17 protein-coding genes and 2 tRNA genes are annotated in these 13844 nt (G+C 50.5%); 16 read left to right on the plus strand and 3 right to left on the minus strand.

All coding sequences use genetic code 11. From position 1 onward, the window contains the following. Positions 1–13 precede the first annotated feature (13 nt). From Q0I19_RS00080 to Q0I19_RS00100, 5 genes are all read left to right on the plus strand, one after another. On the plus strand, positions 14–322 hold the full coding sequence (locus tag Q0I19_RS00080; RefSeq protein ID WP_117948264.1) for a DUF1648 domain-containing protein: 309 nt from the start codon (positions 14–16) through the stop codon (positions 320–322). Between the two features lie 90 nt (positions 323–412). Beyond that, on the plus strand, positions 413–1147 hold the full coding sequence (locus Q0I19_RS00085) for an ABC transporter ATP-binding protein (RefSeq protein WP_117948265.1): 735 nt from the start codon (positions 413–415) through the stop codon (positions 1145–1147). Further along, on the plus strand, positions 1116–2729 hold the full coding sequence (locus Q0I19_RS00090) for a hypothetical protein (protein ID WP_120020353.1): 1614 nt from the start codon (positions 1116–1118) through the stop codon (positions 2727–2729). Before Q0I19_RS00085 ends, Q0I19_RS00090 begins: the two co-directional genes overlap by 32 nt. 25 nt (positions 2730–2754) lie before the next feature. Then, a complete protein-coding gene (locus Q0I19_RS00095; protein ID WP_117948267.1) occupies positions 2755–3129 on the plus strand; it encodes a DUF3784 domain-containing protein in 375 nt (124 codons plus the stop codon). Continuing rightward, positions 3126–3311, plus strand: coding sequence for a cysteine-rich KTR domain-containing protein (locus Q0I19_RS00100; RefSeq protein ID WP_117948268.1), 186 nt, complete (start codon positions 3126–3128; stop codon positions 3309–3311). The genes Q0I19_RS00095 and Q0I19_RS00100 overlap by 4 nt, the downstream gene beginning before the upstream one ends. Before the next feature lie 342 nt (positions 3312–3653). On the opposite strand, the gene Q0I19_RS00105 is transcribed toward Q0I19_RS00100, so the two are convergent. Further along, a complete protein-coding gene (locus Q0I19_RS00105) occupies positions 3654–3803 on the minus strand; it encodes a hypothetical protein (RefSeq protein WP_156071490.1) in 150 nt (49 codons plus the stop codon). 30 nt (positions 3804–3833) lie between these two features. On the opposite strand from Q0I19_RS00105, the gene Q0I19_RS00110 reads away from it, so the two are divergent. The 4 genes from Q0I19_RS00110 (at position 3834) to Q0I19_RS00125 (ending at position 6858) form a co-directional block, all read left to right on the plus strand. Beyond that, entirely contained in the window at positions 3834–4265 is a 432-nt protein-coding gene (locus tag Q0I19_RS00110; protein ID WP_097771745.1) for a sigma-70 family RNA polymerase sigma factor, read from the plus strand. A 6-nt stretch (positions 4266–4271) separates the two neighbouring features. Beyond that, positions 4272–4517 (plus strand): helix-turn-helix domain-containing protein, encoded by a 246-nt coding sequence (locus Q0I19_RS00115; RefSeq protein WP_005927545.1) that lies wholly within the window; start codon positions 4272–4274, stop codon positions 4515–4517. Between the two features lie 263 nt (positions 4518–4780). Beyond that, on the plus strand, positions 4781–5050 hold the full coding sequence (locus Q0I19_RS00120) for a hypothetical protein (protein ID WP_296023116.1): 270 nt from the start codon (positions 4781–4783) through the stop codon (positions 5048–5050). Between the two features lie 98 nt (positions 5051–5148). Further along, positions 5149–6858 carry a recombinase family protein gene (locus tag Q0I19_RS00125; RefSeq protein ID WP_294760692.1) on the plus strand — a complete coding sequence of 570 codons (1710 nt, stop codon included), beginning with the start codon at positions 5149–5151 and terminating at the stop codon, positions 6856–6858. Between the two features lie 56 nt (positions 6859–6914). Here the strand turns inward: Q0I19_RS00125 and Q0I19_RS00130 are convergent. Then, positions 6915–7001, minus strand: a tRNA-Leu gene (locus Q0I19_RS00130). 219 nt (positions 7002–7220) lie between these two features. Between Q0I19_RS00130 and Q0I19_RS00135 the strand changes: the two genes are divergently transcribed. Continuing rightward, positions 7221–7964: a DUF975 family protein gene (locus tag Q0I19_RS00135; protein WP_294760690.1), complete on the plus strand. Its 744-nt coding sequence runs from the start codon at positions 7221–7223 to the stop codon at positions 7962–7964. Positions 7965–8016: 52 nt separating this feature from the next. Here the strand turns inward: Q0I19_RS00135 and Q0I19_RS00140 are convergent, their stop codons facing one another. Further along, the gene (locus Q0I19_RS00140; RefSeq protein ID WP_294760688.1) at positions 8017–9210 is read right to left on the minus strand and encodes a cation:proton antiporter; all 1194 of its coding nucleotides are present in this window, start codon (positions 9208–9210) and stop codon (positions 8017–8019) included. Positions 9211–9419: 209 nt separating this feature from the next. Between Q0I19_RS00140 and Q0I19_RS00145 the strand changes: the two genes are divergently transcribed. The 6 genes from Q0I19_RS00145 to Q0I19_RS00170 all read left to right on the plus strand — a co-directional run bounded on the left by Q0I19_RS00145 (position 9420) and on the right by Q0I19_RS00170 (position 13814). Next, positions 9420–9511 (plus strand) — tRNA-Ser (locus tag Q0I19_RS00145). A gap of 341 nt (positions 9512–9852) precedes the next feature. Then, the gene (locus tag Q0I19_RS00150; protein WP_294760686.1) at positions 9853–10782 is read left to right on the plus strand and encodes a ParM/StbA family protein; all 930 of its coding nucleotides are present in this window, start codon (positions 9853–9855) and stop codon (positions 10780–10782) included. Then, on the plus strand, positions 10779–11051 hold the full coding sequence (locus Q0I19_RS00155; protein WP_294760685.1) for a plasmid segregation centromere-binding protein ParR: 273 nt from the start codon (positions 10779–10781) through the stop codon (positions 11049–11051). The genes Q0I19_RS00150 and Q0I19_RS00155 overlap by 4 nt, the downstream gene beginning before the upstream one ends. Before the next feature lie 201 nt (positions 11052–11252). Further along, entirely contained in the window at positions 11253–12383 is a 1131-nt protein-coding gene (gene dcm, locus Q0I19_RS00160; protein ID WP_294760707.1) for a DNA (cytosine-5-)-methyltransferase, read from the plus strand. Next, positions 12364–13320, plus strand: coding sequence for an amidoligase family protein (locus Q0I19_RS00165; protein ID WP_294760684.1), 957 nt, complete (start codon positions 12364–12366; stop codon positions 13318–13320). The genes dcm and Q0I19_RS00165 overlap by 20 nt, the downstream gene beginning before the upstream one ends. 8 nt (positions 13321–13328) lie before the next feature. Beyond that, positions 13329–13814 carry a gamma-glutamylcyclotransferase family protein gene (locus tag Q0I19_RS00170; RefSeq protein WP_294760681.1) on the plus strand — a complete coding sequence of 162 codons (486 nt, stop codon included), beginning with the start codon at positions 13329–13331 and terminating at the stop codon, positions 13812–13814. Positions 13815–13844: the final 30 nt, after the last annotated feature.

Raw genomic sequence — 13844 nt, forward strand, 5'->3', positions numbered from 1 at the left:
GGAGGTAATACTTATGAAGTCCGCAACGAAGCATATTGTTATCAGCACCATTTTGTGTGCATTGACGCTGGTAGTCTTTCTCGCTTTCTATAACCGCCTGCCGGCGTCTATCCCCGTCCACTTTGATTCTACCGGAGTTGCAAATTCTTTCTGGCCCCGCAATGTTGTAGTGTTCGGCGTCCCTGTGGCTTGCGTCCTGCTGAACCTCATTTCTGGCTTTACCGTAAGGCAGAAAGAGAATGCAAAGCCGTATATGTACTATATCATGGCTGTTGTTGCATTCGTAGCAACGGGCATCATGATTTATTTGGGGATGAAGTGAATTTCCCCAACAAGAACTTTGGTGGCGGAACGGTTATTTTTTTTTTTGAGTTTCATTTTGAAATTTTTCTAAATAAAGGCAAGGAATGCTATGTTACAAATCAAGAACTTATCCAAAAGCTACGGTGCGAAAAAGGCTGTAAGCAACCTTAGTTTTGTCGTGGAAGATGGCGACATAATGGGCTTCATCGGAAAGAATGGAGCTGGCAAAACCACAACATTGAAAGCCTGTTTAGGTATCATCGGCATTGACGAGGGAGAAATCCTTTTGGATGGAACTTCTGTCCTAAAAGAACCGTTGGCTTGTAAGCAGAAGATGGCGTATGTGCCAGATAATCCCCAGCTTGACGAGTATATGACAGGATTGCAGTATATCAACTTTATCTGTGATATTTACGAAGTACCGTCCAAGATGCGGAAACAAAACTTCGAGAAATTGGCCTTGGCTTTTCAGATGGGGCCGCATTTGAATAACTTGATTTCCTCTTACTCCCACGGCATGAAACAGAAACTTGCGCTGATTGCCGCCTTTTCACACACGCCTAAACTGCTGATATTGGATGAACCTTTCGTCGGATTAGACCCGGAGGCATTTGTGATCCTGAAAGAGCAGATGAAAGAACTCTGTGCAAGTGGAAATTCCGTTCTGTTTTCAAGCCATATTCTTGATGTGGTAGAAAAGGTGTGCAATAAAGTGTCCGTTATTAAGCATGGACAATTACTGTATTCCGGCAGGACAACAGAAATCGTTGGAACAAAGGGTTTGGAAGAAGTATTTATGGAGATGAATGGCGATGAAATTTCTGTTACCCCTACTAAGGAATAATCTTTTGCAGCTATCTCATGCCAATCAGCTTCGATATGCAGATACAAAGAACCGCACAAAAACGATCACTTTGTATATGCTTATAGCCGCGATCCTAATGGGATTGCTTGCATACCTGATTTACTCCTTGAAAATCATTTATTCTATTGCGTGGTCGTTGGAAGAAGTAGTCATAGAACTTGTTGTTCCTATGGCGCTAATCTGCGTGATACTCAATATTGCGATTAGTGTTTTTTGGGGAAGCGGCCTGCTCCTTAGCGATACTAACATTGACAGTGTGCTTGCGCTTCCAATTCCGCTGCGTACATTGATACTCTCAAAATTGAGTGTCTTGTTTATAGTTGAAGTAGCCCTTACTGCGGCTCTGCTGCTTCCTATGATGGTGCTGTTTGGCCTGACCGCAGATATGGGATTTCCGTTTTATCTAATTGTGCTTGAAATAACAATCCTCTTTCCTGTCATTCCCGGCCTTTTGGGAACAATGATCGGAACACAGATTTACCGCATCTTGAAAAGTTCCTCTGCTCGTATCGCCCGACTAAAGGCAGCGGCGGCTATTCTGGTTTTGTTTGCATTTATGATCTTTATGTTCTGCAAATTCCCTGATATAGCTGCCGGAAATTTTGGGGATGTTATTTCTACCTCGACTTTTACACTTTATGCAGGCCGGTATATTCACCGATTGCTTAACGGGGACTATCTGTTGATAGGTTTATACTTCGGCGGGGTATTCCTGATAGGCGTTACTCTGCTCTATGGTCTAATCAAAATATTTCGTAACTGGTATAGCAATGATGCAATACAAGGCTCAAAAAGTCAGCCCGTCGATTGGAACAAAGAAACCACGGAACAGCACAGCCCGGTATCTGCTCTTTTAGAAAGAGAGCGCACACGTTATTTTTCGCTTCCAGTATATCTAACCAATACCGCCTGCGGATTGCTTTTTGCTGCGGTCTTTGTTCTGCTGGTTGTTTTAATGTCGGATAAGATCACACCATACATTTATCAGTTGGCCGAATATTTTCAGGTGCCTTTTGCTGATTATGATGTGCTGTTCATATATGCTTTTTCTATCTTGACAACAATATCCTGCACAACCTATGTCAGTATTTCTATCGAGGGGAAACAGATTGAAATACTGAAATCCTTACCCATTGCGGCAAAGAGCCTCTTTCGAGTAAAGCTGCTGCACCATCTCTCAATGTCTGTACCGACAATTTTTGTTTTGAATACCATCATGGCATTGTATTTGCAATGGTCTTTCCCTAAAGCTATGCTGGGGTATGCTTTTCCTTTGCTATGTTCGGTGCTGATTGGAATGATAGGCTACATCTTAAATCTTATTTTCCCAAATTTTGAATGGGAGAATGTCACCCACATTATCAAGCAAAGCCTACCAGCGATTTTGACAGCATTGATTGGAGTTGTAGTTACCTGCGGAACGGCATATTTGTTGTTGAGATTTTTCCCAAGTTCTTTGTTTATCGGGAGTTGGATTGCCTGTGCAATCATTTTACTGTTGTTTTTAGCAATGGTGACGTGGGTAGACAAAAAAGGTCAGTATTTATATTACAAAGTTTAATCAAGGATTGAAGGGAGTTTTGATTATGTGGTTTATCTGGATTATGTGGGTGATTGTGGCAATCGCTATTATCGCTACGATTATCTTGTTGACGGGCAAAGGAAGTATGTTGGTTTCAGGATTTAATACGAAAAGCCCCGAAGAACGTGCGAAATACGATAAGGAAAAGGTAAGCAAGCAGACTGGATTGCTTATGATTTTCGTCGATGTTGGGTTGCTGGCCTTGACATCGTACATTCAATTTCGGGCCATCCCGGCGATACAGAATATCACTATTTCGGACTATGGCACGGAAATAACTATTGTCGCGCTGGGTATCTGTGCATATATCATTGTTATCGGCATTTGGGCTGCTATGCGTGGTTTCAAGAACTGCAAGAATGACGGTACAAAGCAATGATCGAAACATGGATATTGTGTCCAGTATGCGATTCCAAAACGCGAGTACGAATACGAGAAGATACAGTTCTTGAAAACTTCCCGTTGTACTGTCCCAAATGCAAGCATGAAACATTGATCTCCGCACGACAACTGAATATATCTGTTATCAAAGAGCCAGACGCACAGACGCAGAGCCGGTAATGCACAAGGTGAATTCACTTGTGATTATCGGTTCTTTTTTTCAGTATATGATGAGAACCTGCCCCGACTAAGGGGAAATAAAAAAGCCGTTGGTTGGAGCAGGTGACTCTTTGCGCCCATTTTGAACCGGCGGTGTTTGAGAAAATCAAGGCCGCCGGCTCTTTTTGCTTATCAAAGCGTTTCATCGTCCGTATGGCGGCCATAGGAGGATGCCGCCATGCGCCTGATATTCTATCGAACGCCTAGCTTTGAACTGTCAAAAAAAGCCTTGCTCCCGCACAGGGTCAGCAGGGCTTTTACTATGTACTATACAATGTAGCTGCTGCGCGTTTAATACTGCCATTATGCCCGGTTGGCCGTTTTCGGTTTGCTGGGCTTTTCTGTTGCCACCTGAAAATCTGCCTGTTTCAAAAAATATTTTTGGAAATTTTCAAAAAAGCGGGCAGAATCGGGTGTTTCAGGTGTCATATTAGCGGAAAGGGAAAAATCCACCCGACATCCCCACGGAAAGGGGGTGAGAAGATGGAAGCTATCCCTCGCAACGATGGCGAACAGTACCGATTCGATGCGTTCTGCAAAGCGGTGCTGCGAAATGAGGCCCGGAACTATCACCGAAATAAGAAACGTCTGCTTGACCGTGAAAAGTCATTCAGCGTTCTTTCGTTGGAAGAACTGGGGCAGCTCACGAGTGTAGACCATTATCCAAGTGAAGAATTTGTATTTTCATCCTACGGCTGTGATCTGCACATCGACAATGAACTTGTTGCCAATGCGTTTGCCGCTCTGCCAAAGCAAGAACAAAGCATTCTGATTCTGTTTTGCGTTCTGGAACTGGGCGATGGCGAGATTGGCGACCTCATGGGAATGTCCCGGAGTGCTGTACAGCGCCACCGGACAAAAACGCTGAACGAGCTGCAAAAAAAGCTAAAGGCGCACTTGCCGGAGGGAGGTTAGGCGTAAATGAATTCCTATGAACACACGAGCAGAGAGTTTTTACCGCTCTCGGTGATTCGCTCTGCCTGCGCTGGGGACCCCGATGCAGTTGAACAGGTTTTGCGACATTACAGAGGCTATATCATCAAGCTCTGTACAGGCATTTTCTATGACAAGCACGGTCAGCCTCATGTGTGCATAGACGAGTACATGAAACGCCATCTGGAAATCAAACTGATTTCTTCTATTGTAACCAAAGCCGAAACGGTCTGACCCTTTCCACGTTTCGGGAAGCACCTTGAAAAATATGCCCGCAGGACAACGGCGGTGCATCATAGGGCAAACGGATACGTTGCTGTCTGTATCGAGCCGGACGGCGGGTGCGCCACGATGCTTTTCTCTGAAAAGTGGAGCGATCACCACCACGCCGCAATGCAAGCGCGGCTGCTTGCGGGCCATGACATACAGGCAGGCTGATACTCCCTTACCGTCAAAGTCCGAGCGTTCAGAGCGTCGCAGGCAATGAGTAGGGCTGCATGAGGAATGCAGGGGTGAGATTCCCGTGGGCTGCTGCCAGCAGCCGTCCGTTGGCTCATTTTTTGATTTTTAAGAAAGGGGATTTTACGATGCAAGCGAAAAAGACAAACCCTGAAAAAACAAAAAATCCAGAGATACTTACTCTGGATTCAACTTATCGTATTGGCAATCGCTCCTTTATCGTTGAGCCGGTGTTCAAAGAAGAAAGCTCCCAGACCTTAGGAGAAGTTCTTCTCCGGCTGATGAAATCCGAAAGCGAAAAATTATAATGACCTTTCGGGAGGCAGCGGACAGAGAAAGCGGATTGTGTTATAATATAGGTGTACAAGTGAATTTGCTATTCGACTGTCCCAAGAAAGGAGCGAGTATGAAACAGTCGAGTAACAAGAAATCCCGTGAAGCAACCGCTTTTCTCTATGAGCGTCTTTCCCGTGATGATAATTTGGAGGGCGAGAGTTACAGCATCGGCAACCAAAAGAAGCTGCTCACCAAAGTTGCAAAGGAAAAAGGCTATACCAATCTGGTTCACTTTCTGGATGATGGCATTTCCGGCGTGACCATGAACCGTCCCGGTTTCGTTGAAATGATGCAGCAGCTTGAACAAGGGAAAGCCTCCGCTGTGTTCGTCAAAGACCTTTCCCGTCTGGGCCGAAACTATATCGAGGTCGGGCGGCTGACAGAAGAATTTTTCCCAGACCATGACATCCGACTTGTTGCCGTTTCGGACAACATCGACACGGCCGAGGGAGAAAATGAACTGGCACCCATCCGAAATCTGTTCAATGAGTGGTACGCCCGTGACATCAGCAAGAAACGCCGTATCAGTAATAAAATCAAAGGCAACTCCGGCGAACCGATGGGACTTCCTCCCTATGGATATATCAAGGACCCGAACAATCCCAAGCATTGGGTCATTGATGAAGAAGCTGCACAAGTTGTCCGGCGCATTTTTGATATGACGTTGGAGGGCTTTGGTACGGAACAGATTGCCACCCAGTTTGAAAAGGAAGGCATCCTGACGCCGCAGGCCTACTGGATTCAGAAAGGCATCGGCCGTCCCGGAAAGAGCAAAACGCGGCCCGCTACCAAGTGGAATGGCTCCACGATTACCCATCTTCTGTATCAGCAGGAGTATTGCGGGGATATTCTGAACTTCAAAACCTACTCCAAGTCCTACAAGAACAAAAAGCGGATTCATAACGACCCGGAAAATTGGGTAGTGTTCCAAGATGTTCACGAACCCATTATTGAACGTGCCGTGTTTGAACAGGTACAGCAGAAGCGCGGAAAGATGCGCAAACGCCGTACCAGCAACGGAGAACACAATATGTTCTCCGGCCTGCTTGTCTGCGCAGACTGCGGCTGCAATCTGCACTTCCACTTCAATCAGGGCAACCCGGAAATCAAGTATTTCAACTGCTCCAACTACAAGGGCAACCGTGGCACCTGCCAATCCACCCACTACATCCGTGTAGACTTTCTGGAAGAAGTGGTGCTGGGCGAGATTCGGCGGCTGACCAAGTTTGCCAGCCTCTACGAGGACGACTTTCTGAAAGCTGTTATCGGGCACTCCCAGCAGGCGGACGAAGCCGACCGCAAGCTGAAAGAGAAAGAGTTGAAAGCACTCCTTGCCCGTGATGAAGAACTGGACGGCCTCTTTGAGCGCATCTATGAGGACAATGTTTCCGGCAAAATCTCTGACGAACGCTTTTCCAGAATGTCCCGGAGATATGAGGACGAGCAAAAGGAGCTGACCGAGAAAATCAAACAGCTCCGCTCCGAAATCGAAAAGCAGAGCAGCCGTACTATGACAACGGATATGTTCATCAGTCTGGTTCGCAAGTACACCAGAGCGAAAAAGCTGACACCCCGGATGCTGAACGAACTGGTGGAAAAAATCGAAGTGTTCAATGCAGAAAAGGTCAACGGTGTATGGGAGCAGCGGCTCCGCATTCACTACAACTGCGTGGGCACCATCGAGATTCCAAGCGCACTTCCTTTGCCGACACCCGATGTGTCGGTGAATACAAGAAAAGGCGTAGTTGTGAACTACGCCCCCTGTGATGTCGCTATTTAGCAAATAAAAAATGACGAATGTTCTTTGACAGCTAAATGCTGTAAGAACATTCGTCATGGTGCGGATGAAGGGATTTGAACCCACACTCTTTTAAGGGAACTAGAACCTGAATCTAGCGCGTCTGCCAGTTCCGCCACATCCGCATATTCTGTTTGCCGCAGGGCTTGCCCTGACGACGTGTTTTATTATAGCCCGATTGCACCAAAAAGTCAAGCGTTTTTTACAAAAAAATCAAAAATTTTCCAAAAGCCGGGATTTGCCAAACCGCCGTCGGTTTGGCGCAAAACCCGCTTTACATTTTGCACGATTCTGTTATAATAAAGAAAAACAGCAAAAATCTTGCTGAAAACGGAGGGATATCTATGTGGACAAGACAACTGCTGAAAACCAATGCCCGCAGCGCGTTAAGCGGGCGGTACTGGCGCGGGTTCTGGGTGTGCCTGCTGGTAAGCCTGGCTTCGGGCGGGGTATTTACCGTAAAAAACAATGTGGACACCGTCCGAGGTGGGTACGATTACAGCTTTATGTACGGTATGCCGGACGAAACGCTGGCGCTGATTCTGGGCATTGCGCTGCTGGTGTTTGTGCTGAGCTGTTTGTGGCAGATTTTTGTGCTCGGACCGCTGAACGTGGGTCTTGCCCGCTATTTTATGGAAAGCCGTCAGGCCCTTGCCCCCTTCGGCACGGTGACAGGCATTTTTCGCACCCCGTATCTGAATGTCGTTAAGGTCGGCTTTTTGACCCGGCTGAAGATCGCACTGGGCAGCCTGCTGGTGATCCCCGGCATCTATTGGAGCTACTGCTACACGCTGGTGCCCTTCCTGCTGGCAGAAAACCCCTATATGACCCCCCGCCGCGCCATGGAACTGAGCAAGGCGATCATGGAGGGCGAAAAGTGGAACTACTTTGTGCTGATGCTCAGCTTTATCGGCTGGTATCTGCTGTGCGGGATCACAATGGGAATCGGCACCTTCTTCCTGGCGCCTTACATCAATGCTACGGAGGCGGAGTTTTACGCCGCGATGCGCAGCAAGGCGTTTGCGATGGGCTTGTCCAACGCGCAGGAGTTGGGCGGCTTTGTTACCCACGGCGACGTGGTGCTGTAATTCCCTGCCTATTATAAAAGAAAGCGACTGCCTTTTGGCAGTCGCTTTTGTTTTACTTGACTTGGCTGGGGTGCGGGATCGGCGGCATTTTGGCAAACAGCGTTTTCAGTACCAGCGGGGTGGCAACGCTGGAAACCACGATCAGCAGGATGACGGCGGTAAAGTAGACCGAGTCTACCACGCCGACCTCCAGGCCCTTTTTGGCCACGATCAGGGCAACCTCGCCGCGGGTCATCATGCCCACGCCGACCTTGAGGGCATCGCCCCACTCGAAGCGGCAAATCTTGGCGGCCACGCCGCAGCCGATGACCTTGGTGGCCAGCGCAACCACAACAAAGCAGACGCTGAACAGCAGAATTTCGGGGGTCAGGCCGCTGATATCGGTTTTCAGGCCGATGCTGGCAAAGAACACAGGGGCAAAGATGACGTAGTTGCTGATGTCAACACGGCGCTCAACATAGGGGGCATCGGACATGGTGCACAGCACGATGCCGGCAATGTAGGCGCCGGTGATGTCGGCAATGCCGAAATACTGTTCAGCCAGGTAGGCCATGGCAAAGCAGAACGCCAGGCTGACGATGGTGATGCGCTGGGTGTGCGGGTTGCGGGCGTCCAGCCACTTCATGACATAGTGGATGACAAAGCCGATGCCGATGGCGACCAGGAAGAACAGCACCGTGTCCAGCAGCACACCGCCGAGGCTGGAGCCTTCGCCGGAGCTGGCACCGATAACGCAGGTCAGTACGATGATGCCGATGACGTCGTCAATGACTGCCGCACTGACGATGGTGGTGCCGAGGAAGCTCTTGAGGTGCCCCAGCTCCTGCAGGGTCGCCACCGTGATGGACACGCTGGTGGCTGTCATGATGGTGCCGATGAACAGGGCACGGAAAAACTCCGGCGTGCCGACCGCGGCAAAGCCGTAGAAAGCGCTGTACAGCAGCGTGCCGCCGACCAGCGGCACAAACACACCCACACAGGCGATAAAGGTGGCGATGGGGCCTGCCTTGAGCAGCTCCTTGATGTTGGTGCCGAGGCCTGTGGTGAACATCAGCAGAACAACGCCGATCTCCGCAAAGGTGGAAAGGGCGTCGCTGCCCTGCACAAGGTTCAGCATGCACGGCCCGATGAGCAGACCGGCCAGAATCTCGCCAACGACCTGCGGTGCGGCAAACTTGCGCGCTACGAGGCCGAAGAACTTGGCGCTGAGAATAATGATCGCTAAATCACGAAAAATTGTATACATACAGTCATCTCCTTCTATAAAACCACTCTAGTTTTAGCACGGATCGATGCGGTTTGCAAGGGGACGGTGAAAATTTAGAGATATGAACAAATTTTGAAAACTCGGTGGACAAAAAATACAGGAAAAATATTTTGAAAAATCGCTTGACATTCGACATGTTCTTTGCTATAATAACCCATGCAGTCAGTTGACGGCGCAAGTGAATATGTGGAAAGATGGCTGAGCTGGTCTAAGGCGCACGACTGGAAATCGTGTAGGGCCCCTAAAGCCCTCAAGGGTTCGAATCCCTTTCTTTCCGCCATAAGCCCATGACAAAAAAGATGTCATGGGCTTTTTTCTTTGTTGTATCGTGCAAAAACAGCAAAATCGACGAGTCATTTTTGAAGCACATTTTTTAGAGATGTCCAACCGTTTTAAAGCGGTTGGGCTTTTTTGTCGGGCGCTTTGGGGCGAGTCTTCCCTCCCCTGCCGCCCGATTTTGCAGTTTTTCAGCAAAAATTTCAACTTTTTTCTGCTGTTTTCAGAATGTTTTCAATTTCCCTGTAGCCGTTGGCTGCGGGGATTTTTCGTTTTTTTCGGCAGTTTTCCGTTTGTTTTCAGATTTTCTATTTTATACCTATTATAATAAGGAGGATTTTCACTATGAGCATCATTATCGGCATCGACCACGGCTACTACGCCATCAAAACAGCCCACTGCTCGTTCCCGGCAGGACTGACAAGCTACGGAGAACACGAACCCTACACCCGCCAAGGACTCTTAGAGTTTGGCGGGTGCTTTTTTGTTTGTGGCTCCGGGCGGCAGCCTATCCAGCGGGACAAGACCGTAAACGACAACTACTACCTGCTGACACTGGCAGCTATCGCAAAGGAGATTCAGCAACGCGGCTTGCCGCCCGAATGTTCTGTGCGCATTGCGGCGGGGCTGCCGCTGACCAGTTTCGGGCGCGACAAACCCAAGTTCAGAGATTATCTGCTGCGAAGCAACCAGCCTGTGAACTACAAGTTCGAGGGCGTGGAGTACAGCATTACCATCGAAGAAGTTGCCATCTTCCCCCAAGGCTACGCCGCCCTTATGACCGAAGTAGGGCTTTTGCAGGACGAACCGTCCATGCTCCTTATGGATTTGGGCGGCTGGACGGTGGATCTCATGCGCATCGACAACGCTATTCCTGTAGCTGACACTGCCCACAGCTTGGAACTCGGCATGATCCGCTGCGTAGATGACATCCGGGAGCAGGTGCGGCGCGAAACCGGGCTGTCCCTCACGGATGCCCAAATCGAAAATATGCTGGCGGGTCACCCCTGCACGGTCAGCGATGTGGTGCGTGGCATTGTGAATCAGCAGGGGCACAAGTACACAGAGCATCTGCTGTCTGCCACGATGGAAGCCGGCTTCGACCTGCACGCTATCCCCGCCGTGTTGCTGGGCGGCGGCGCATCGGTGGTGAGCCGCAACCTCAGCCCAAAAGACGGGCTTTGTAAGACGATTTTTCTACTGGACGATAAGGTGAACGCAGTAGGGTTCGAACGCGCGTTGACCGCCGTGTCGCGCCGTAAAAGCGAGGTATGAAACGCCCGCAGTATGTTTTCCGTCCGAACCTAAACGACCCGCAGCACCGCCGCGCATGGGCGTTGCTGCAGCAGATGCCGTCAGTTCGCCGCAAGGAGTTTCTGGTGCAGAGCATCCTTGAGGCAGAGCAGACAGATAGGCTGGAAAAAAGCATCCGCAAGGTTGTGCGGGAGGAATTGCAGGCAGTCAACATAACCAACGCTGTTCCAAGCCCACCGCCAGCGAATGCTATACCAGACTCTGCGCTCGATTTCCTGAATTCACTGTAGGGGGTGATTCCAATGTTTTAATAATAGGTAGAAAAGCAGAAGGCAAAAGGAGGTTTATACATTATGAATGGTAAAAAAATCTTGTTTGGTGCAGCCTGTGACGGGCTGCTTTTGTTTTTGATGAGGGGCGCCTATTAAGCACCTTCGCAGATCCGGCAAACATCCCCATCGGGAGTTGTGCCCTTGATCAAGTTCGTGGATATGTTCTCCGGCATCGGCGGTTTCCGCGAAGGGCTGACCCGTGCCGGAGGATTTGAATGCGTAGGGCACTGCGAAATCGACAAATACGCCAACCGCAGTTACAACGCCCTGTTTGACACGAAGGGAGAGTGGTTCATTGAAGATGCCCGAAAAGCCGACCCCAGCGCCATGCCCGATTTCCAGTTACTCTGCGGCGGATTTCCTTGCCAGACTTTCAGCATTGCAGGCTCCCGAAAAGGATTTGGTGATCCGCGAGGCACTCTCTTCTTTGAGCTTGCCCGGTTGGCTGAAGCCCGGAAGCCTCCGTATCTGCTGTTTGAAAACGTACCCGGACTGCTTAACCATGACGGCGGGCGGACATTTGCGACCATCCTCAATACGCTGGACAGACTGGGGTATGCTGTCGAATGGCAATGTCTTAACAGCAAAGATTTTGGCGTCCCGCAGTCAAGAAAGCGTGTGTACATTATCGGATATCTTGATGAGCGATGCCGAGGAAAAGTATTTCCTTTCACCGAAACAGCAGGAAGTTCTCTTATTCAAACCCACGGCGGGCACCAAGGAGAGCGAGTCTACTCCCCCGAAGGACTGAGTTGTACGCCGGCTGCTGATCCGGGTGGCTTCGGTGGCAAAACCGGGCTGTATGAGGTGGGCGTGCCGATCAAGTGCGCCACCAAGACCGGCTACCAGTTGGCACAGGTCGGTGACAGCATTGACCTGAGCTACTCCACTGTCAATACTCGGCGCGGGCGGGTGGGCAAGCAAATTGCCCACACCCTCACCACCGGCTGCCGACAGGGTACGCTGAATTTTATCGACCTGAACCCCGACCCGAAAATCACAGAGGTCGCGCGGTGCGTAAACGCCAGAGTCGGCAACGGTATCCGAACGCATCGCGGGGAATCCTCCGGCGTTCTGTGTGAGGGGCGCATCCGCCGTCTGACACCGTGCGAATGTCTGCGGCTGCAGGGCTGGGCAGATGACCGCATCGACACGGTGCTTGCCATCCAGAGCGATAACCAAGCCTACAAGCAGGCCGGAAACGGCGTGACGGTCAATGTAATCGAGGCCATCGGCCGCCGCATTGCCGCCATGGACGCAGAACTGCGGGGTGAGCAAAACGCCCCTTGATTTCAAAGACCAGTATTTCGGCTGCGAAATTGAACTGACCGGGATAAACCGCGCCACGGCAGCCCAAACGCTGGCCGACCTGTTTGGCACCCGCGCCGAGCATTCCGGCGGCGGCTACGATGCCTACCGCGTCAAAGATTTGGACGGTAAAGAGTGGAAAATCGTCCGGGACGGCAGCATTCACCCGGAAGGATATTTGCGCTCCTCTACTTCGGGCGAGTATAAAGTTGAGTTGAACTCCCCCAAGCTGGAATACGCTGAAATGGAAAAGCTGCAGGAGGTTGTCCGCGCACTGCGCCGTGCAGGCGGAAAGGTCAATTCATCCTGCGGTATGCACGTCCATGTGGATGCAAGCAAGCACACGCCACAGAGCCTCAAAAATGTGCTGTCCATCATGTATTCCAAAGAGGACATTCTATTTGCAGCACTCAAAGTCAACCCTGCCCGCATCGACAGTTACTGTCAGGCGGTGGATGAGCCGATTCTGGAAGAAATCCGCAAGCTGCCCAGCGGTGCAAGTATGGATCAACTGAAGGATCGCTGGTATCGCGGGCGGGACGGGAGTGACTATCACTTCGACCAATCTCGATATCATGCCTGTAATTTACACTCTGTGTTTTATCACGGCACGGTCGAATGGCGGTTGTTCAACTCCACGCTGCATGCAGGCGAGGTCAAAGCCAATATTGTTCTGGCTATGGCGATCTCGGCGCAGGGCATCAACCAGAAGTACACGCAGTTCCGAAAAACGCCCATCGGGGATAATCCGGCGTTCACCTTCCGCACCTTTCTGCTGCGGCTGGGACTCATCGGTCCGGAGTACAAAAATGTGCGGATGCACCTGCTGAAGAACCTGCCCGGTGACAAGGCGTGGCGGCACGATAAGTCGCTATATCCCAGCAACCAAGCAAGGCTCCGCACTGACGAGGCCAGATAGGAGAAGAAATGTCCCGAAAAGAATATTTTGCCTATGGCTCTAATCTGAATTTTGAGCAGATGGCTTACCGCTGCCCGGAGGCAACCGCCGTGGGTATCGCCAAGCTGGACGGCTATGAGCTGGCGTTCCGGCGCGGCTACCTGACGATTTTGCCCAAAGAGGGCGCAACCGTCGAAGGGCTGATCTGGTCGATCACCGACCATGACGAATCCCAGCTTGACTGTTACGAGGGTTACCCGACATTCTATGATAAGGAGACCCTGACGGTCACGGATGCAGACGGCGCACCGCACGAAATTATGGTTTACACCATGAACGCACCGTACCGCGACCAGTTGCTCCCGGTCAGCAGCCGCTACAATGCGGTTGTTTTGCAGGGGTGTCTGGATGCCGGTATTTCTCCGCAGCAGTTCTATGATGCTGACGAAAAATACAGAAAAGCCTACAAGGCCAGAGCCGCGCCTGCCCCTAAGAAACACACTCCCGAACGCTAACCCCGCCCGCTGCACCCCGCAGCGGGCTTT

Origin of the sequence: uncultured Gemmiger sp., assembly GCF_934561205.1 — a bacterium.
Taxonomy (GTDB): domain Bacteria; phylum Bacillota; class Clostridia; order Oscillospirales; family Ruminococcaceae; genus Gemmiger.

Bases quoted from the DNA above. Each gene is read 5' to 3' on its own strand.
- Q0I19_RS00125 (WP_294760692.1), top strand. From the start codon at position 5,149: ATGAAACAGTCGAGTAACAAGAAATCCCGTGAAGCAACCGCTTTTCTC.
- Q0I19_RS00090 (WP_120020353.1), top strand. From the start codon at position 1,116: ATGAAATTTCTGTTACCCCTACTAAGGAATAATCTTTTGCAGCTATCT.
- Q0I19_RS00110 (WP_097771745.1), top strand. From the start codon at position 3,834: ATGGAAGCTATCCCTCGCAACGATGGCGAACAGTACCGATTCGATGCG.
- Q0I19_RS00095 (WP_117948267.1), top strand. From the start codon at position 2,755: ATGTGGTTTATCTGGATTATGTGGGTGATTGTGGCAATCGCTATTATC.
- Q0I19_RS00150 (WP_294760686.1), top strand. From the start codon at position 9,853: ATGAGCATCATTATCGGCATCGACCACGGCTACTACGCCATCAAAACA.
- Q0I19_RS00115 (WP_005927545.1), top strand. From the start codon at position 4,272: ATGAATTCCTATGAACACACGAGCAGAGAGTTTTTACCGCTCTCGGTG.
- Q0I19_RS00100 (WP_117948268.1), top strand. From the start codon at position 3,126: ATGATCGAAACATGGATATTGTGTCCAGTATGCGATTCCAAAACGCGA.
- Q0I19_RS00135 (WP_294760690.1), top strand. From the start codon at position 7,221: ATGTGGACAAGACAACTGCTGAAAACCAATGCCCGCAGCGCGTTAAGC.
- Q0I19_RS00085 (WP_117948265.1), top strand. From the start codon at position 413: ATGTTACAAATCAAGAACTTATCCAAAAGCTACGGTGCGAAAAAGGCT.
- Q0I19_RS00170 (WP_294760681.1), top strand. From the start codon at position 13,329: ATGTCCCGAAAAGAATATTTTGCCTATGGCTCTAATCTGAATTTTGAG.
- Q0I19_RS00140 (WP_294760688.1), bottom strand. From the start codon at position 9,210: ATGTATACAATTTTTCGTGATTTAGCGATCATTATTCTCAGCGCCAAG.
- Q0I19_RS00120 (WP_296023116.1), top strand. From the start codon at position 4,781: ATGAGGAATGCAGGGGTGAGATTCCCGTGGGCTGCTGCCAGCAGCCGT.
- Q0I19_RS00080 (WP_117948264.1), top strand. From the start codon at position 14: ATGAAGTCCGCAACGAAGCATATTGTTATCAGCACCATTTTGTGTGCA.
- dcm (WP_294760707.1), top strand. From the start codon at position 11,253: ATGTTCTCCGGCATCGGCGGTTTCCGCGAAGGGCTGACCCGTGCCGGA.
- Q0I19_RS00155 (WP_294760685.1), top strand. From the start codon at position 10,779: ATGAAACGCCCGCAGTATGTTTTCCGTCCGAACCTAAACGACCCGCAG.